This is a genomic window from Paenarthrobacter sp. AMU7 (genome assembly GCF_041200195.1).
In the GTDB taxonomy this organism is placed as follows: domain Bacteria; phylum Actinomycetota; class Actinomycetes; order Actinomycetales; family Micrococcaceae; genus Arthrobacter.
This window is the reverse complement of sequence record NZ_CP165735.1, coordinates 2470902-2488179: the sequence shown is the minus strand read 5'-3', so window position 1 is coordinate 2488179 and position 17278 is coordinate 2470902. Positions and strand designations below refer to the sequence as shown.

The 17278-nt window shown below is 61.8% G+C and carries 18 protein-coding genes; 12 read left to right on the top strand and 6 right to left on the bottom strand.

What is annotated here, in order from left to right; translation table 11 throughout:
* Positions 1-24: 24 nt before the first annotated feature.
* Positions 25-699 carry a heme-copper oxidase subunit III gene (locus ABQM86_RS11365; RefSeq protein ID WP_198318220.1) on the bottom strand — a complete coding sequence of 225 codons (675 nt, stop codon included), beginning with the start codon at positions 697-699 and terminating at the stop codon, positions 25-27.
* A gap of 112 nt (positions 700-811) precedes the next feature.
* Here ABQM86_RS11365 and trpD point away from each other — a divergent pair, with 112 nt between their 5' ends.
* Positions 812-1876, top strand: a complete 1065-nt coding sequence (gene trpD / locus ABQM86_RS11360) for an anthranilate phosphoribosyltransferase (RefSeq protein ID WP_207593621.1) — start codon at positions 812-814, stop codon at positions 1874-1876.
* Between the two features lie 13 nt (positions 1877-1889).
* Here trpD and ABQM86_RS11355 read toward each other — a convergent pair whose 3' ends face one another.
* Positions 1890-2168: an Lrp/AsnC family transcriptional regulator gene (locus tag ABQM86_RS11355; RefSeq protein ID WP_207593620.1), complete on the bottom strand. Its 279-nt coding sequence runs from the start codon at positions 2166-2168 to the stop codon at positions 1890-1892.
* A 71-nt stretch (positions 2169-2239) separates the two neighbouring features.
* Positions 2240-2629 carry a DUF3054 domain-containing protein gene (locus ABQM86_RS11350; RefSeq protein ID WP_280622905.1) on the bottom strand — a complete coding sequence of 130 codons (390 nt, stop codon included), beginning with the start codon at positions 2627-2629 and terminating at the stop codon, positions 2240-2242.
* Between the two features lie 134 nt (positions 2630-2763).
* Here ABQM86_RS11350 and ABQM86_RS11345 point away from each other — a divergent pair, with 134 nt between their 5' ends.
* The 11 genes from ABQM86_RS11345 (at position 2764) to ABQM86_RS11295 (ending at position 14504) form a co-directional block, all read left to right on the top strand.
* Positions 2764-3219 carry a VOC family protein gene (locus ABQM86_RS11345; protein WP_337340283.1) on the top strand — a complete coding sequence of 152 codons (456 nt, stop codon included), beginning with the start codon at positions 2764-2766 and terminating at the stop codon, positions 3217-3219.
* 101 nt (positions 3220-3320) lie between these two features.
* The gene (locus ABQM86_RS11340) at positions 3321-3761 is read left to right on the top strand and encodes a VOC family protein (protein WP_337340284.1); all 441 of its coding nucleotides are present in this window, start codon (positions 3321-3323) and stop codon (positions 3759-3761) included.
* A 245-nt stretch (positions 3762-4006) separates the two neighbouring features.
* A complete protein-coding gene (locus ABQM86_RS11335) occupies positions 4007-4411 on the top strand; it encodes a tautomerase family protein (RefSeq protein ID WP_369744444.1) in 405 nt (134 codons plus the stop codon).
* A gap of 228 nt (positions 4412-4639) precedes the next feature.
* The gene (gene iolC, locus ABQM86_RS11330; RefSeq protein WP_369744443.1) at positions 4640-5659 is read left to right on the top strand and encodes a 5-dehydro-2-deoxygluconokinase; all 1020 of its coding nucleotides are present in this window, start codon (positions 4640-4642) and stop codon (positions 5657-5659) included.
* Positions 5656-6615 (top strand): deoxyribose-phosphate aldolase, encoded by a 960-nt coding sequence (locus tag ABQM86_RS11325; protein WP_369744442.1) that lies wholly within the window; start codon positions 5656-5658, stop codon positions 6613-6615. The genes iolC and ABQM86_RS11325 overlap by 4 nt, the downstream gene beginning before the upstream one ends.
* A gap of 6 nt (positions 6616-6621) precedes the next feature.
* On the top strand, positions 6622-8568 hold the full coding sequence (iolD, locus tag ABQM86_RS11320) for a 3D-(3,5/4)-trihydroxycyclohexane-1,2-dione acylhydrolase (decyclizing) (protein ID WP_207593613.1): 1947 nt from the start codon (positions 6622-6624) through the stop codon (positions 8566-8568).
* Between the two features lie 44 nt (positions 8569-8612).
* A complete protein-coding gene (locus ABQM86_RS11315) occupies positions 8613-10124 on the top strand; it encodes a CoA-acylating methylmalonate-semialdehyde dehydrogenase (protein ID WP_207593612.1) in 1512 nt (503 codons plus the stop codon).
* 37 nt (positions 10125-10161) lie between these two features.
* The gene (locus ABQM86_RS11310) at positions 10162-11079 is read left to right on the top strand and encodes a sugar phosphate isomerase/epimerase family protein (RefSeq protein ID WP_369744441.1); all 918 of its coding nucleotides are present in this window, start codon (positions 10162-10164) and stop codon (positions 11077-11079) included.
* A 48-nt stretch (positions 11080-11127) separates the two neighbouring features.
* Entirely contained in the window at positions 11128-12141 is a 1014-nt protein-coding gene (locus ABQM86_RS11305) for a Gfo/Idh/MocA family protein (RefSeq protein WP_369744440.1), read from the top strand.
* A gap of 10 nt (positions 12142-12151) precedes the next feature.
* A complete protein-coding gene (locus ABQM86_RS11300; RefSeq protein WP_337340287.1) occupies positions 12152-13024 on the top strand; it encodes a sugar phosphate isomerase/epimerase family protein in 873 nt (290 codons plus the stop codon).
* Between the two features lie 25 nt (positions 13025-13049).
* The gene (locus ABQM86_RS11295; protein ID WP_369744439.1) at positions 13050-14504 is read left to right on the top strand and encodes a sugar porter family MFS transporter; all 1455 of its coding nucleotides are present in this window, start codon (positions 13050-13052) and stop codon (positions 14502-14504) included.
* Between the two features lie 152 nt (positions 14505-14656).
* On the opposite strand, the gene ABQM86_RS11290 is transcribed toward ABQM86_RS11295, so the two are convergent.
* The 3 genes from ABQM86_RS11290 to ABQM86_RS11280 all read right to left on the bottom strand — a co-directional run bounded on the left by ABQM86_RS11290 (position 14657) and on the right by ABQM86_RS11280 (position 17233).
* Positions 14657-14923, bottom strand: coding sequence for a hypothetical protein (locus tag ABQM86_RS11290; RefSeq protein ID WP_280622895.1), 267 nt, complete (start codon positions 14921-14923; stop codon positions 14657-14659).
* 103 nt (positions 14924-15026) lie between these two features.
* Positions 15027-16049 (bottom strand): sugar phosphate isomerase/epimerase family protein, encoded by a 1023-nt coding sequence (locus ABQM86_RS11285; protein WP_369744438.1) that lies wholly within the window; start codon positions 16047-16049, stop codon positions 15027-15029.
* The gene (locus tag ABQM86_RS11280; RefSeq protein WP_369744437.1) at positions 16046-17233 is read right to left on the bottom strand and encodes a Gfo/Idh/MocA family protein; all 1188 of its coding nucleotides are present in this window, start codon (positions 17231-17233) and stop codon (positions 16046-16048) included. Before ABQM86_RS11280 ends, ABQM86_RS11285 begins: the two co-directional genes overlap by 4 nt.
* Between the last annotated feature and the right edge of the window lie 45 nt (positions 17234-17278).

The following is a 17278-nucleotide window of genomic DNA, read 5'->3' as shown; positions in this document are numbered from 1 at the left end:
GTAGAAAAAGAGTCAAAGCCGGGCTTACTTGAGGACGTAGATGACCAGGAAGAGGCCGATCCACACAACGTCGACAAAGTGCCAGTAGTACGAGGTGACGATCGCCGACGTCGCTTCAAAGTGTCCGAACTTCTTGGCTGCAAAAGCGCGGCCAATGATGAACAGGAAGGCGATCAGGCCGCCAATGACGTGCAGGCCGTGGAAGCCCGTTGTCATGTAGAAGGCGGAGCCGTAGGCGTTGGAGGACAAGGACACATGCTCGGAGACGAGCATGGCGTATTCCGTGGTCTGTCCGGCTACGAAGAAGGCACCCATGATGAAGGTGAGGACAAACCATTCAGACATGCCCCAGCGGGTGATTTGGAGCGGGCGGCCGGTACGGCGCGGTTCGAGCCGCTCGGCGGCAAAAACGCCCATCTGGCAAGTAAACGAACTTGCCACAAGGACGATCGTGTTGACGAGCGCAAACGGGAAGTTGAGCTTGGCCGTCTCCTCGGCCCACATCAGTCCGGATGTGGAGCGCAGGGTGAAGTACATGGCAAAGAGGCCGGCGAAGAACATCAACTCACTGGACAGCCAAACAACGGTTCCAACAGAAACCAGGTTGGGGCGGTTCAGCGTCGGGTGCGCCGGGGTACTGGGGGCATGGGTCGCAGATGTCACAAGGACATTATGTCTGTAAAAGTCCAGAGTTCCCAATGCAAACCACCGATTCGGGAGACTTTTTCTACAAAGACGCGAAATCGCGCGGAAAAGTTCCCGACCGCGTTCACATTGGTCATCGGCGTGGCAGGGTCGATAGCATCAGTGGGTGACTTCTCCGGCATCGGCACCTGCAGCCAGCAATACCTGGCCTGGGCTCATCTCAGCACTGATCAACGGCGACGACCTTGCAGTGGGCAATACAGAGTGGGCCATGAACACGATCATGTCCGGTGAAGCGACTCCTGCGCAGATTGCCGGGTTCCTTGTTGCCCTCCGTGCCAAGGGAGAGACCGTGGAGGAGCTGGCGGGCCTGGTTCAAGCCATGGTCCAGCACGCCAACCCGATTGAAATCACCGGTGAGAAGCTCGACATCGTAGGGACAGGTGGTGACCGGCTCAATACCGTGAACATCTCCACCATGGCAGCGCTCGTTGCTGCCGGCGCCGGCGCCAAGGTGGTCAAGCACGGCAACAGGGCAGCTTCGTCGACTTCCGGTTCGGCAGACGTGTTGGAGGCCTTGGGTGTTCGGCTGGACCTCTCGATCGAGCAAGTGGCCCGGAATGCTGAAGAGGCAGGAATCACCTTCTGTTTCGCGCAGGTTTTCCATCCTTCATTCCGGCATACGGCTGTGCCCCGCCGCGAATTGGCGGTTCCCACTGCCTTCAATTTCCTGGGCCCCCTGACCAACCCGGCCCACGTACAGGCCTCTGCTGTGGGTGTTGCCAATGTCCGGATGGCTCCGCTGGTGGCTGGCGTGCTGGCCCGCCGCGGCAGCCGTGGACTGGTCTTCCGTGGGGATGACGGACTCGATGAGCTCACGCCTACGGGACCATCCACAGTCTGGGAAATCAGGAACGGCACAGTCACCGAGCAGGTGTTCTCTCCGGCGGAACTTGGTATCGGCCCCTCTACGGTGGCGGATCTGCGTGGGGGTGACGCTGCTGCAAACGCGGGAGTTGTACGCGACATCCTCGAGGGTAAGGCGGGCCCGGTGCGGGACGCCGTCCTCCTCAATGCAGCCGCGGGTCTGGTGTCTTATGCCCCGGACGCTGAGGGAACCCTGACTGAGCGCATGCGCAAGGCATTCGCCCGGGCGGCCGAGTCGGTGGACTCAGGCAAGGCTGCCGGCGTCCTCGCGAAGTGGACGGAACTCAGCCGGAGTGATCTTTAGGGCAGGGAGTCTCTTACTCGAAGCCGAGCGCGAACGCCGCGTCAAGGTCGTGCTGCGAGTAGGCCCTGAAGGCAATGTGGGTGGTGGTATGAACCACAGAATCCACCTTCGATAACTTGTCGGCGATGACGTCGGCCAACTCTTCGTGCTTGGTCACCCTGGCTACGGCTATGAGATCCCATTCACCCGTGACCGAATAGACCTCGCTGATGCCCTGTATGGCAGAGATTTGCTCTGCTGTCTCCGGGATGCGTGAGGCATCTGTCTTGATCAGGACGAAAGCGGTGATCACGTGGGGCCTTTCCGGAAAAGCAGCGTTGCGGACTGTTTCAGCCTAGTGCATCGGCTGGGGACAGGTCCTGTTCAAACGCGGCGTTGCCGCCTCCGGGAGACGCGCAGCCAGAGTGCGGCCAGGGCCCGGTAGCTGAGCAGGAAAATCCCGAGGGAGATGAGTGCGACGATCACGAAAGGCAGGACCACCGTTTGGCCTGTAACAGCCCGGAGCAGCATTCCCACCAGTACTGCGCTGATCCAGACGAGGACGCCTGTTGGCCAGACAGCCAAAGGACTGCGCCAGGCGCGCGCTGCCAGCCACGCAAGGGCTGCTCCGGTCAGGAAGGGCCACGCCGTGGCGAAGGCGCCGGAAACTATGTCTCCGCGGGCGTGCGCGTCCCTGCCAATGGCTGCGAAGACAAGAATCAACAGAACGTCCGCGATGGCTGCGGGGATCCACAGTCGTGAAGGTGAAGGCATGCCCACGACACTATCCGGGGTGTCACCCGTACGCGAAGTCGCGTTTGCTTGAGTGGAGCGTTGTGTGGAGCAACTCACAGGACTAGCGTCTGTCTGGGGAGCAGGGCTTCCCCCGGATCGCTGAGGAGTGCTTCATGCAGAAGATTTCCACCTGTCTATGGTTCGACGGCCAAGCGGCCGAAGCGGCAGAGTTCTACACATCGATTTTTGATGGATCCTCCATGGGACGCATCACGCCCGGGCCCGATGGCCAAGCCCTGACCGTTGAATTCGAGATTGATGGCCGGCAGTTCATGGGCCTCAATGGTGGACCGGCCCACAAGTTCAATGAGGCCGTCTCCTTGATGGTGAACTGCGATTCCCAGGAGGAGGTGGACCGTTACTGGGATGCTCTCCTCGCCGGGGGTGAGGAGAGCATGTGCGGGTGGCTGAAGGACAGGTTTGGTTTGTCATGGCAGATTGTCCCCACGGCCATGTCCGCCCTTTTGGGTGGCTCTGATCCTGACGGGTCGCGGCGTGCCATGGAGGCCATGATGAAGATGCGGAAGCTGGACATCGACGCCCTGCAAAAGGCGTACGACGGCGGCTGAGGACTTGCGGAAAGGGCGCCACCTGGCGCAGTCGGCATTGCCGCACTGTAACGAACGCTGCTCTGTAACCAACCAAAAATCAACCAGAAGGAGACCGACCAATGACAACCCGTCTGAACCCTTACATCTCGTTCCGTGACAACGCCCGCGATGCCATCACCTTCTATCAATCGGTTTTCGGCGGTGAGCTGAATATCAGCACTTTCGGCGACTACCAGGCGAGTGAGGACCCGGCTGAGGCCGGCAAGGTCATGCATGCCATGCTGGAAGCGCCGGGTGGATTGACGCTCATGGCTGCTGATACTCCCAACGGCATGCCGTACAACCCCGGCGATAACATCTCTGTCTCGCTCAGCGGCGAAGCCACGGACGAAAGTGAACTCCGTGGTTTCTGGGACAAGCTGGTGGAGGACGGTACCGTCACCGTACCGCTGGAAACGGCACCTTGGGGTGACACCTTCGGGATGTGCGTCGACAGGTTCGGCATTGGGTGGCTGGTGAACATCGCGGGTGCGCATCAGGGAGGCCGGGCCGCCGAATAGCGTCGCAGCCGATGAAGAATGCCCCGCCCTTTCATTAGGGGTGGGGCATTCGCTGGTTAAGTCACCTCATCCGCATCCGGGCGGGGTCAAACCGATGTGCCAAGAGTCTCGGCGTGGGCAAGGCCGGGCTCCTGTAGGGATCCCTTGATCCTTCAGTACTCCTGATTCCAGCGTTCCTCGTCCGTCCTTGCATCCCCCATTCACGATTTGTTAGTATGTCAGGACAAACTTACTAGGGGGTCAAGATGCCGCTTGTTCGAATTGACGTAAATGCCGGCAGGGGTCCGGAGGAGCTGGCCGCCATCAGCCGAAGCATCCATGACGCGATCCTCGCTGAGTATGGCATCCCTGAGCGCGACTACTTCCATATCGTCACGGAGCACCCCGAGGGCCAGATCTACGCCCAGGATGCCGGGTTGGGTTTTGAGCGGACGTCAAACGTCGTCATGATCCAAATATTCACCCAGGAGGGGCGGAGTGGGGAAGCAAAGCAGTCCTTGTTCGCGGCGATTGCCGACCGACTGGGTGGGGTTGGGGTCGCGGGTGAGGATGTGTTCCTTGGGTATGTCGAAAACACGGCAAGCGACTGGTCCTTTGGCTTTGGCCGCGCCCAGTACGTGACGGGCGAATTGGCGGTTCCGGGCAAGTAGCCTCCGCTGCCGGGCCAAGAGGTGTCGCCGCCGGCGGTCCGCGGAGTGTGTTCTTCCGGAGTGTGCGGGGTCCATACGTTTCGTTGTAAATATGTCAGTACAAACCTTTGACAGGACATTGATTCTGGTGCAGAGTAGTCATGTGGCCCCGCTCACTGAGGGGTGGCAAGGCATTGGGGCCCAGCGCTCAAAGGTTCAGAGTTCACAAAAGAAAGGTCAACGATCACCGTGACCCACGAACTGCTTACGATCGGGCGCATCAGCGTTGATATCTACCCGAACGACATTGGGGTGGACCTGGAAGACGTGACGTCCTTCGGCAAATACCTTGGAGGTTCACCCTCCAACGTGGCCGTTGCTGCCGCACGTCATGGTCGACGTACGGGAATCATCACCCGCACCGGTGACGACGCGTTCGGTAATTACCTTCACCGGGAACTGCAAAAGTTCAATGTGGACGATTCTTTCGTCTTGCCGGTCAAGGAGTACCCCACTGCCGTGACCTTCTGCGCGATCAAACCGCCGGAAGACTTCCCTCTGTACTTCTACGGCCGGTTTCCCACCGCCCCCGACCTGCAGATCAAGGCTGAAGACCTCGATCTTGACGCCATCCGGGACGCCGGGATTTTTTGGTCCACTGTCACCGGCCTCTGCCAGGAACCCAGCCGCAAAGCCCATATCACAGCACACGAGGCCCGCCCCCGCACCGGACTCAAGGAGGGCCAGTTCACCATTCTGGATCTGGATTACCGCCCCATGTTCTGGGCCTCGGAAGCCGAAGCCCGCGCCGAGGTTGCGAAGGTTCTCCCGCACGTGACTGTGGCGATCGGTAACGACAAGGAATGCGCTGTTGCCGTGGGGGAGGGAACGCCTGATGAGCAGGCGGACCGCCTGCTGGCTGCCGGCGTCGAAATCGCCGTCGTAAAACTCGGGCCCGAAGGTGTTATGGCCAAGACCCGTACCGAACGCGTGGTGTCGGCTCCGGTCCCCGTGGAAACCGTCAATGGCCTGGGTGCCGGCGATTCCTTTGGTGGCGCCTTCTGCCACGGGCTGCTGTCCGGCTGGCCGCTGTCAGAGGTCTTGGACTACGCCAACGCTTCCGGTGCGATCGTCGCCTCCCGCCTTTCCTGTGCGGATGCGATGCCGACGCCGGACGAGGTCACCTCGCTGCTGGCAGAGCGTGGCCGGTCCATCCCTGGTGCCACCCTTGCAGCCTCCTCCACTTTTGCAGAAGGAGCAGTGCGTTGAACCTCAACGATGATCCACGCCGTTATGAACACCTGAGCCGGATCAGGCTCGAAGACCCTGAGGCTGTTGCCCGCGCTGCGGCCACCCGCCGCAAGCACCCGGGCCTTCAGCACGATACCCAGAACTTCATCGTCGCTGCCGACCACCCGGCCCGCGGCGCACTGTCCGTAGGTTCGCGGCCGATGGCCATGGCTGATCGCAGGGATCTTCTGGACCGTTTGCAGATCGCTTTGGCGAACCCTGCCGTTGATGGCATTCTCGCCTCTCCGGACATCATGGACGATCTGCTTTTGCTGGGAGCCTTGGAAGGCAAGCTCGTTTTCGGATCCATGAACCGCGGTGGGCTGGCAGGCCTGGTGAACGAGTTCGATGACCGTTTCACCGGCCATACCGCTGCCGCGTTGGAGGCGCTCGGTGCCGACGGCGGCAAAATGCTGACACGGATCTGTCTCGGCGACCCGGACACTGTGGCCACCCTTGAATCCACTGCCAAGGCGATCGATTCTCTGGCCGAACGCAAGCTCATCGCCATGGTGGAGCCGTTCCTTTCAGTACGGGATGCGCACGGAAAGGTCCGCAACGACCTTCGCGCTGACGCCGTGATCAAATCTGTCGGCATCGCCGAAGGCCTTGGCTCCACCAGTGCGTATACCTGGATGAAACTGCCGGTGGTGGCAGAGATGGAACGTGTCATGGCTTCCACCACCATGCCTACCGTGCTGTTGGGTGGCGATCCGGACGGAAGCCAGGAGGAGGTGTTCGCCAGTTGGCAGGCAGCCCTGGCATTGCCCGGCGTTCGGGGCCTCACTGTGGGCAGGACGCTGCTTTACCCGCACGACGGCGATGTGGCCGGTGCCGTTGCGACTGCCGCGTCGTTGCTGAAAACTTCGCCTGTGGTCGCCGCCGCGGATGAGCAGACCATGTCAGACCGTATTCCAGTGAAAGTATCGGAGTAGCTAGCAATGGGTACAGCAACCCGTCGGATGACCGTGGCGCAGGCCGTGGTCGAATTTCTTTCCAAGCAATACACCGTGGACTCCATCAACGGTGTGGACTACCGCGAGCGGCTGATTCCGGGCACGTTCGGCATCTTCGGGCACGGCAACGTTGCCGGTGTTGGCCAGGCGTTGAAGCAGTACCAGGCCGCGGACCCGTCCATCATGCCGTACTACCAAGGCCGGAATGAGCAGGCCCAGGTACATCAGGCTGTTGGCTACGCGCGGCACACCCGTCGCCGGCAGACATTCGCGATCAGCACCTCCATTGGCCCGGGTTCCTCGAACTTGCTGACCGGTGCAGCGTTGGCCACCACCAACCGCCTGCCGGTGCTGCTGCTGCCCAGTGACACTTTCGCCACCCGCGCGGCTGACCCGGTGTTGCAGCAGCTGGAACTCCCGTACGCCTACGACATCACGGTCAATGATGCTTTCCGTCCGTTGTCGAAGTTCTTCGACCGCGTTTCGCGTCCGGAGCAGCTGTTCTCCGCGTTCCACCATGGCCTGCGGGTCCTGACGGACCCGGCGGAGACCGGCGCGGTGACCATTTCGCTGCCGCAGGATGTCCAGGCTGAGGCCTTCGACGTCCCGGAAGAGTTCCTGGCCGCGCGTGAATGGCGGATCCGCCGTCCTGAGGCCGAGGATGACGACATCCGCCGCGCCGTGGAGGCCATCCGCGCCGCCAAGCGCCCGCTGATCATTGCCGGCGGGGGCGTCCTCTACGCTTACGCCAACGACGAACTCGCCAGGTTCGCCGAACTGACAGGCATTCCAGTAGGGAACACCCAGGCCGGCGTCGGCGTCCTGCCGTGGGACCACGCGTCCTCCCTCGGTGCCATCGGTTCAACCGGTACGACGGCGGCCAACGCCTTTGCTGCCGAAGCGGACCTGATCATTGGGATCGGGACACGCTACGAGGACTTCACCACTGCGTCCCGCACGGCGTTCCAGAACCCGGACGTGAAGTTCGTGAACATCAACGTCGCCCCGATCGACGCGTACAAACACGGCACCACGCTGCCGATTGTCGCTGACGCACGCAAGGCACTGGTGAAGCTCAACCAGGCCCTGGGCGGTTACCGCGTCGGTGCCGACCTGGAACAGAAGGTCGCTGCCGAAAAGAAGCGCTGGAACGCGATCGTAGATGAGGCTTTCGAGACCCGTTACACGCCGCTGCCTGCCCAGAACGAGATCATCGGAGCCACCAACAAGGCCATGGATGACCAGGACGTGGTCATTTGCGCCGCCGGTTCCCTGCCGGGGGACCTGCACAAGATGTGGCGGGTCCGGGATCCATTCGGCTACCACGTGGAATACGCGTACTCCTGCATGGGCTACGAAATCCCCGGCGGTTTGGGCGTAAAGCGCGCCGCACTGGCCGAAGCCGCAGCAGGCGGGCCTGAGCGCGACGTCGTCGTCATGGTGGGGGACGGTTCCTACCTGATGATGCACACCGAACTGGTCACCGCCGTCGCCGAACGCATCAAACTGATTGTGGTCCTCATCCAGAACCACGGCTACGCCTCCATCGGTTCCCTCTCCGAGTCGCTCGGATCCCAGCGCTTCGGCACGCAGTACCGCGTCCTGGACAAGGAACAGCACAGCTTCGACGCCGGCGAGAACCTTCCCATCGACCTCGCCACCAACGCCGAATCGCTGGGCGCAAGGGTCATCCGGATCGAACCGGGGGAGAACGTCATCGAAGCCCTCGGCGCTGCCATCAAGGAAGCCAAGGCCGCCCCGGAAACCGGGCCGATCGTGATCCACGTCGAGTCCGATCCTTTGCTGGACGCCCCGAGCTCCGAGTCCTGGTGGGACGTTCCGGTCTCGCAGGTCTCTGATCTCGAATCCACCCAGCAGGCCTACAAGACGTACACCGACCACAAGAACCGCCAGCGCAAACTGCTCGGCTAGTCACAGCCCCGCCTAAAAGCCACAGACTACAAGGAAGTCCGCACATGTCGACGACGACCACACTGACCACCATTCACCACTTCATCAACGGCGCTGAAACCACAGGCGAAGGGGACCGCACCCAGCCGGTCTACAACCCGGCTACCGGCCAGGTTTCGGCTGAACTGCGCCTGGCCAACGAGGCTGACCTGAACACCACAGTTGCCGCGGCCCGCAAGGCCGCGGATTCGTGGGGCGACATTTCCCTGGCCAAGCGCACCGCGGTGTTGTTCAAGTTCCGCGAGCTCGTCGCCGCCCACGTGGACGAACTTGCCGAGCTGATCACCGCCGAGCACGGCAAGGTCCTCTCCGATGCGAAGGGCGAGATCGGCCGCGGCCTGGAAGTCATCGAGTTCGCCTGTGGCATCCCGCAGCTGCTCAAGGGCGACTACTCGGACCAGGTCTCCACCGGCATCGATGTCTTCTCCTTCCGCGAACCCTTGGGCGTGGTTGCAGGTATTACGCCTTTCAACTTCCCCGTCATGGTGCCGTTGTGGATGGCTCCGATGGCCATCGCCACCGGAAATGCCTTCATCCTTAAGCCCTCCGAGCGTGACCCGTCAGCGTCCATGCTGCTGGCCAAACTCTGGAAGCAGGCCGGCCTGCCCGATGGCGTGTTCCAGGTCCTGCACGGCGGCAAGGAAACCGTGGACGGCCTCCTGACCCACCCGGACGTGGACGGCATTTCCTTCGTCGGCTCCACTCCGATCGCCCAGTACGTCCACGAGACCGCCACCAAGCACGGCAAGCGCGTCCAGGCGCTCGGCGGGGCGAAGAACCACGCCATTGTCATGCCCGACGCCGACCTGGACAACGCAGCAGACCACCTCGCTGCTGCCGCTTTCGGTTCTGCGGGGGAGCGCTGCATGGCCATCTCCGTCGCCGTTGCCGTCGGGGACGCCGCGGACCTGATCGTGAAGAAGGTCGAAGAACGCGCTCTGGCCGTGAAGGTCAAGAACGGCACCGAACCCGACGCCGAAATGGGCCCGGTGATTACCCCGGCGTCCAAGGAACGCATCGTCAAGATCGTCACGGAAGCCGAAACCGCCGGCGCTGCCATGGTGGTGGACGGCCGCGATCTGGTGGTCCCCGGCCACGAAGACGGTTTCTGGGTGGGTCCCACCGTGATTGACCACGTCAAGACCGAAATGACCGCCTACACCGAGGAAATCTTCGGCCCCGTCCTGGTCGTAGTCCGCGTCGCAGACCTCGAAGAGGGCATCGCGCTGATCAATTCCAACCCCTACGGCAACGGGACCGCGATCTTCACCTCTTCGGGTGCACATGCCCGCAAGTTCCAGCGCTCCGTGACCGTAGGCATGGTCGGCATCAACGTGCCCCTTCCCGTCCCCGTGGCCTACCACTCCTTCGGCGGCTGGAAGAACTCCCTCTTCGGCGACAAGCACATCTACGGCCCCGAGGGCGTCTCCTTCTACACCCGTGGCAAAGTCATCACCTCACGCTGGCCCGAACCCACCCACGCCTCCGGCGCCTCGTACAACTTCCCCTCCAACTGAACCTATCCCCACCGCCGCGAAGGAAGACAACGCCGTCATGACTGATGTCGAGAACAAGCTGATCATCGGTACCGCCCCCGATTCCTGGGGCGTATGGTTCGCAGATGACCCCCAGCAAACGCCATGGGAGCGATTCCTGGATGAAGTAGCGGAGTCCGGCTACAAGTGGATTGAATTGGGTCCGTATGGCTATTTGCCCGACGACCCCACCCGGCTGGCTGAGGAACTGAAGCAGCGCGACCTCAAAGTCACGGCGGGCACGGTCTTCACGGCGTTCCACCGCGGTGCGGCGCAGTACGACCAGGCGTGGGAACCGGCCCGCAAGGTGGCCGAACTCACGGCCGCCCTGGGCGGTGAACACATCGTGGTCATCCCCGCGATGTGGCGCGACGACGTCACCGGCGAAGCTGTGGAGAACGGCGAACTGACAGATGAGCAATGGGCTGACCTGTTCGCAGGCCACAACCGTATGGGCAAGGTCCTCCTGGAGGACTTCGGGCTGCATCAACAGTTCCACTCCCACGCCGACTCCCACGTTGGAGCCCAGCAGGACATCGAGACCCTTCTGGCTGCCACGGATCCGCGGTACCTGAACCTCTGCCTGGACACTGGGCACGCGGAGTACTGCGGCGCGTCCAGCCTGGAACTCATCAAGAACTATCCTGACCGCATTGGATACCTGCATCTGAAGCAGATCAATGCTGAGGTCCTCGCCGAGGTCAACGAAAAGAACATGACCTGGGCAGCCGCCAACCTGGCCGGTGTGATGACCGAGCCGCCGAACGGCCTCCCCGATTTGCGCGCCGTCATCGAAGCGGTCGAGGCACTCAACCGGCCGATCTTCGGCATCGTGGAACAGGACATGTACCCGGTAGCCTTCGACGTACCCATGCCGATCGCCAAGCGAACCCGCAATTACCTGCTGTCCTGCGGATCCCGTACCAGGGTCCAGTAACACTGCCAGCAACAGCCAGCCAGAAGAACTTCACGAAGGACAAATACAGTGACCAAGACTCTCCGCGTTGCCGTCATCGGTGCGGGCCGCATGGGTGCGGACCACATCAAGCGCCTCAGCACCCGCATCCACGGCGCTGAAGTTGCCGCCGTCGTCGACGTCGACCTTGCCCGGGCGCAGGCCGCCGTCGAGGGCATCAGTGGCGCCGTCGCGCTGTCCAGCGCCGATGAGGCCCTGAACAACGGCGACGTGAATGCCGTCCTGATCGCGACCCCCGGCTTCCTTCACGAGGAAATCCTGTACAAGGCTTTGGAGAAAGACTTCCCGATTCTCTGCGAGAAGCCCCTGACGCCGGACGCCGAAAGTGCGTGGAAGATTGTCCAGGCTGAACAGGCGTTGGGCCACAAACGTATCCAAGTGGGTTTCATGCGCCGCTTCGATGCCGAGTACTCGGCGTTGGGTGCGATCATTCGCAACAACGAATTGGGGGAGCTGTTGATGTTGCACCACCAGCACCGCAACCCGAGTACGCCCGAGGGCTTCACCAACGAGATGCTGATCAACGACTCCGTGGTCCACGAGTTCGACGCGATCCGCTACTTCACCGGTGAGGAAGTCACCTCCGTGCAGGTCCGTCTGGGTAAGGCGACACGCAATGCACCGAACGGCCAGCATGACCCCCAGCACGTACTGCTGGAGACGGAGTCAGGTGTGTTGGCCGACGTCGAAATCTATGTCAACGCAAAGTTCGGTTACCAGGTGGCCACGCAGGCGTCCTTCGAAGACGGGATCGTCAGCATCGGTGGCGACAACGGCCCCTACGTTCAAAGCGCCGGCAAGTGGGGCGGCAACGTCACGCCCGGCTTCGAGGACCGTTTCGGAGCAGCGTACGACGTCGAGGTGCAGGCTTGGGTGGACGCCGCCCTTCGCGGCGACATCGGCGGTCCAACCGCCTGGGACGGTTATGCCACCGCTGCTTGCTGCGAAGCAGGCGTCGAGGCCCAGAAGTCCGGCGAAAAGGTCAAAGTCCGGCTGAACACCAAACCGGATCTTTACAAGTAGGGGATGGGCCATGAAAATCGCACTTGATCCCACGCCGTTCCACCACAGCCACAGCTTGTTGGAGTTTCCCCGGGTAGCTGCAGACCTTGGCTACAAGTACCTGCAGATGACACCGCACGCGGACCTCATCCCATTCTTCAACCACCCCAAGGCAGACGACGAACTGGTGGCCAAGCTGAAAGCAGCGTGTAAGGACGCCGGCGTTGAAATCGCGTCTGTCCTGCCCGTTCTTCGCTGGTCGGGGCCGGACGAGGATGCCCGGGAGGCAGCCGTTCGCTACTGGAAGCGTGCCATCCAGATCGCGGTTGACTTGGGCGTCCAGACCATGAACACCGAGTTCAGCGGCCGTCCTGAGAGGGCCGAGGAATCCGAGCGCGCGTTCTACCGCTCCATGGAAGAGCTGTTGCCGATCATTGAACGCGAGGACATGGACGTGCTCATCGATCCGCACCCTGATGACTTTGTGGAAGACGGGCTGGCAGCCCTGCGCGTCATTCGGGGCGTCAACTCGCCGAACATCGGGATGGTTTACGTTGCCTCGCACACGTTCCACATGGGAAACAAGCCGTTGGAGATCATGCGGGCGGCGGGGGACAAGCTTCGCTTGGTGCACGTCTCCGACACCATGAACCACCACGCCTCCCACGGCCTCCGCTACATCACCAACCCGCCCGGCAATGCCGTCCGCGTTCACCAGCACCTCAAGATCGGCGATGGTGACGTGAACTGGGACGAGTTCTTTGGCGGTCTGAAGGAGATCGGGTTCCTGGACAAGGAGAACACCGTAATGGTCTCCTCGGTCTTCGCCGAGGATGAGAACGGGGAAGATGTTTCCCGCTACCAGCTCAAGACAATGGTGGACTATGTTGCCCGGACAAACTGAGGAGCGGTAGCGAGGAAAGGAAACCATGACCAAGTCTTCTTCCATCGAGACCGACACTGGTCGGACAGCTGCCCCTCCCGCCACTTCCGGGAAGACCGGCAAGCCGTCTGATCCAAAGAAATTCCTCCGCAAGGTAGCGCTGTTCTCCACGTTCGGTGGACTGCTGTTCGGCTATGACACCGGCGTGATCAATGGTGCTTTGCCGTTCATGCAGAAAGACCTCGGCCTGACACCGCTGACCGAGGGCCTTGTCACCTCAACGCTGCTGTTCGGCGCGGCATTTGGCGCGATCAGCGCGGGCCGGTTGTCTGACCGGTTTGGAAGGCGCAGGACGATCATGGGCCTGGCCCTGGTCTTCGCCTTTGCCACCGTGGGTTGCTCGCTGGCGCCAAGCACGGAGCTCCTGGTCCTTGCCCGTACAGTCCTGGGTCTCGCCGTCGGCGGTGCATCGGTCATCGTTCCCGTGTATCTGGCCGAAATGTCGCCGGCTGCCCAGCGCGGCAGGATCGTCACGCAGAACGAGCTCATGATCGTCACCGGCCAGTTCCTGGCCTTTACTTCCAACGCGGTGCTGGGAAACCTGTTCCCTGAAGAGATGCACGTGTGGCGCTGGATGCTGGTGATTGCCACGCTTCCCGCCGTGATTCTATGGTTCGGCATGCTCGTCCTGCCGGAGAGCCCACGCTGGCTGGCGTCAGCCGGTCGATTCGGCGAAGTCCTGGAAGTTCTGCGCTCGACAAGGAGTGCAGGGGATGTCGGGGCTGAGTTCGACGAAGTGCGCCAGGCGGCCAGGGAGGACTATCAGTCCAAGCTCGGCACGTTCAAGGATCTCGCCGTCCCCTGGATACGCAGGATCTTCGTGGTCGGTCTTGGCATGGCCATCATCAACCAGATCAGCGGCGTCAATGCCATCATGTATTACGGGACCACCATCTTGTCCTCATCCGGTTTTGGGGACCAAGGGGCCCTGATTGCCAACGTCCTCAACGGCATGACGTCCGTAGCAGCCGTCATCGTAGGCATGTATTTGATGACGCGGGTGCGCCGGAAGCCCATGCTCATTGTGGGGTTGATGGGGACGGCGTCATCACTGACTGCCATTGCGCTTATCTCCCTTGCCTTGCCGGAAAGTACGTTGCGTGGCTACTTGGTGTTGCTGTTCATGGTGACATTCCTTGCTTCCATGCAGGGATGTATTGGAACCGTGACGTGGCTGACCATGTCCGAGATCTTCCCGATGCACGTCCGTGGCATCGGTATGGGTATCTGCGTCTTTGTCTTGTGGATGATCAACTTCCTGATCGGCTTCTTTTTCCCTCAGTTGGTCTCGTTGATGGGAGTCTCCGCGACATTCTTTATCTTCGTGGCGCTGCAGTTGTGCGCCATTGTGTGGGTCAAGCGCACTGTTCCGGAGACCAAAGGCAAGTCCCTTGAGGAACTGGAGCACCTTTTCAAAGAGAAAGCCGGCGTAAGCGGCTGACTGGCAGCATTGCTGTCCTCCGAGGCTGTGCTTGTTGCCAGCCAGGCGGAAAACGCCCGACGCCGGCAGGCATCGGGCGTTTTCTGCGCTTGGAGCAGGGCCTCTTCAGAGTGCAACCACAACATTCTCCAGCGCGCTACGGGCGGGCCGCGTCAAGGACTTCGAGGGTATGGATCCCTTCTGACGCCGGAACTGGTTGGGGTGCCTTCGCCACGGATTGCCCCTGCGAATTCTGTGTAGAAGCCGGCGTAGTTTTCCTGCGCAGACGGGACGAGCCCATGCTGGCCCTGCGCGCGCCATAGCTCACCCGGCTCGCCTGATGCCAACACCGTGGCGAGCGTCAGGATGTCCGCATCCCAGCGGCGGTTATGGAAGTTGCCGCTTCCCCCTGTTCCGCAGCCGACAATGCCAATGCGCATATCTTTCCTCCTGTCGGTGTCCCAGGGGAAAAGATGAGGGGGACGGCGCGTTGGCGCTGTCCCCCTCAGGGTCGGGATGTCATGCCCGACAGTTCAAAGCCGTCTAGCCTTGGGCAGGCTTCAAGGAAGCTGAAAGAGCCGAATCTGCGTCCAGCAGAACTTGGGCTGCCACCTGCAATCCTTCGATCCGGCCGAGGGAGACGTCTTCATGCTCGATGTTGACCAGCATCTCAGGGTCCACCTCATGCAGTGCGCGGAGGAACTCTGTCCAGAACCCCGTATCGTGTCCCCGGCCCAGGGCCACGAAGTCCCACGCGGAATTTTTCGGCCATTCGTTGGCCCATTCGTCCCCGCCGAGGTTGGTGCGGTTCTCCTCTGGGGAAAGCCGACGGAAGCTGTTGTCCAGTACGCCGTAGAGTGCAGCATTCTCCGTGTTGACGCGGACATCCTTGGCGGCTGCCTGGAACACCAGCGGCCCCAGTTCGCGGACTACAGCGACCGGGTCCATCTGCTGCCAAAACAGGTGGGAAGCGTCCAGCTCGACCCCGACGTGCGTGGCGCCCGTGAGCTCAATCAGTTTGTGGACGTCCGCGGTGTTGAAGACGATGTTCTGCGGGTGCAGTTCCAAGGCCACTTTTACCCCATGGTCCGCAGCAAGGCGGTCGGTTTCCTTCCAGAATTCCGCGGCGACGCCCCACTGATAGTCGAGTACATCCAGTGCTGCGGAATTCCAAGCGTTGACCACCCAGTTGACCGTTGTGGCTCCGGGCTCACCGCCGGGCAGACCGGACATCGTCACCACGCGGTTCTGTCCCAGGCGTTCGGCCAAACGGATCGAGCGGCGGATGTCTTCGGCATGCTTCTCACCGATTTCGCGCTTGGGGTGCAGCGGGTTGCCGTTGCAGTTCAACCCTGCAATGGAAACCCCGGTTCCCTCGAAAATTCCGAGGTAATCGTCACGGGCGGCATCACTCTGAAGGATCTCGTCAAAAGTTGGGACGTGCACGGCAGGCAGGAAACCGCCGGTGTTGATTTCAATTCCCGTAAGTCCCAGATCCGCAATGACCTTCAAAGCCTCCGGCAGGGGACGGTCATGGAGAATCGCGTTGTAGACGCCGAGCTTCATAGCTGGATCTTCTTTCCGTTGTTCAGGGCGGATTCGGTAACGGCGCCGAGAAGTTCCATGTTGCGTACGCCGTCTTCGAACGTGGCGCAGCGGGGCAGTGATGCTTCATCGCTGAGCCCTGCCACTTCTTCAAGGAACGCGCGGGCCTGGTAACCGAACGCATCGTTCTGGCCGAAGCCGACCTCCGGAGCGTCCATGGCCAGCCCGCCAGTGATGTAGGGGTGGCCTGGGCCGAGGATGACTTGGCGGTAGCCATTCTCGTTGCCGGACCCGTCGGTGAGGAACAGCTGGATTTCGCTGGGGCGGCGCTGGTCGAACTTTGCTGCGCCGTTTTCGCAGAAGACCTCAAACTGGAGGCTGTTGGCGTGTCCTGCGGCGACGCGGGAGACCTCGAAGCTGCCGGCGCCGTTGGCGAACTCTGCGTTGAAGGCTGCATAGTCGTCGTTCTCGACGGCCTCGAAGGTGTCGCTGACGGCAACGTGGTCATGACCCATGACGGCGCTCAGCGGCAGGGGCCGCTTGTCGATCGCGGTGGTCAGGCGGCCGCCGCTGATGGATTTGATGTCGCCGCAGAGGAATTCGGCAACATAGGTCAGGTGGCTTCCGACGTCGGCCAGCGCGCCGGAACCGGGGCCGCCCTTATAGCGCCAGCTCATGGGGGCGGAGGGGCTGAAGCCGTAGTCGGTCCAGTACCGGCCGCTGAAGTGCAGGACGTTGCCAAGAACACCGTTCTGAATGAGGTCCCGGATATAGGCAATGCCCGGGGTGCGGCGGAAGGTGAAGCCGATTCGGGCCAGGTTTCCGCGGCTCTCGGCAGCCCGCGCAGCTTCGGCCATGGCGCGAGCGTCCTCCAACGAATCGCTGAGGGGCTTCTCACACAGCACGTGCTTGCCGGCGGCCAGGAGGCCTTCAACTACCTCGCGATGGAGCGAGTTGGCAATGACCACGCTGACGACGTCAATATCGTCTGCTTCGGCGATGGCCTGCCACGAGGTGTCATGGCGCTCGTAGCCAAAGCGGCGGGCAGCAAGTGAGCCGAATTCGGCGTTGACGTCACCTATGGAAACCAATCGGATCTGCGGCAACACCGGGCTGTAGAGGGTAGACGCTGTCCGGTAGGCCGCCGCGTGGGCCTTACCGGCCATACCTGCGCCGATAACCGCGACACCAAGGCTGTCAGCCATGATTTCTCCTTTGAAATTCAGCCGTGGCGGGAGGCTCAACGGCAT

Excerpts from the sequence above, each read along its gene's own strand:
- ABQM86_RS11350 (WP_280622905.1), bottom strand. The coding sequence starts at position 2,629 with ATGCCTTCACCTTCACGACTGTGGATCCCCGCAGCCATCGCGGACGTT.
- ABQM86_RS11345 (WP_337340283.1), top strand. The coding sequence starts at position 2,764 with ATGCAGAAGATTTCCACCTGTCTATGGTTCGACGGCCAAGCGGCCGAA.
- ABQM86_RS11340 (WP_337340284.1), top strand. The coding sequence starts at position 3,321 with ATGACAACCCGTCTGAACCCTTACATCTCGTTCCGTGACAACGCCCGC.
- ABQM86_RS11335 (WP_369744444.1), top strand. The coding sequence starts at position 4,007 with ATGCCGCTTGTTCGAATTGACGTAAATGCCGGCAGGGGTCCGGAGGAG.
- iolD (WP_207593613.1), top strand. The coding sequence starts at position 6,622 with ATGGGTACAGCAACCCGTCGGATGACCGTGGCGCAGGCCGTGGTCGAA.
- ABQM86_RS11315 (WP_207593612.1), top strand. The coding sequence starts at position 8,613 with ATGTCGACGACGACCACACTGACCACCATTCACCACTTCATCAACGGC.
- ABQM86_RS11310 (WP_369744441.1), top strand. The coding sequence starts at position 10,162 with ATGACTGATGTCGAGAACAAGCTGATCATCGGTACCGCCCCCGATTCC.
- ABQM86_RS11300 (WP_337340287.1), top strand. The coding sequence starts at position 12,152 with ATGAAAATCGCACTTGATCCCACGCCGTTCCACCACAGCCACAGCTTG.
- ABQM86_RS11295 (WP_369744439.1), top strand. The coding sequence starts at position 13,050 with ATGACCAAGTCTTCTTCCATCGAGACCGACACTGGTCGGACAGCTGCC.
- ABQM86_RS11290 (WP_280622895.1), bottom strand. The coding sequence starts at position 14,923 with ATGCGCATTGGCATTGTCGGCTGCGGAACAGGGGGAAGCGGCAACTTC.
- ABQM86_RS11285 (WP_369744438.1), bottom strand. The coding sequence starts at position 16,049 with ATGAAGCTCGGCGTCTACAACGCGATTCTCCATGACCGTCCCCTGCCG.
- ABQM86_RS11280 (WP_369744437.1), bottom strand. The coding sequence starts at position 17,233 with ATGGCTGACAGCCTTGGTGTCGCGGTTATCGGCGCAGGTATGGCCGGT.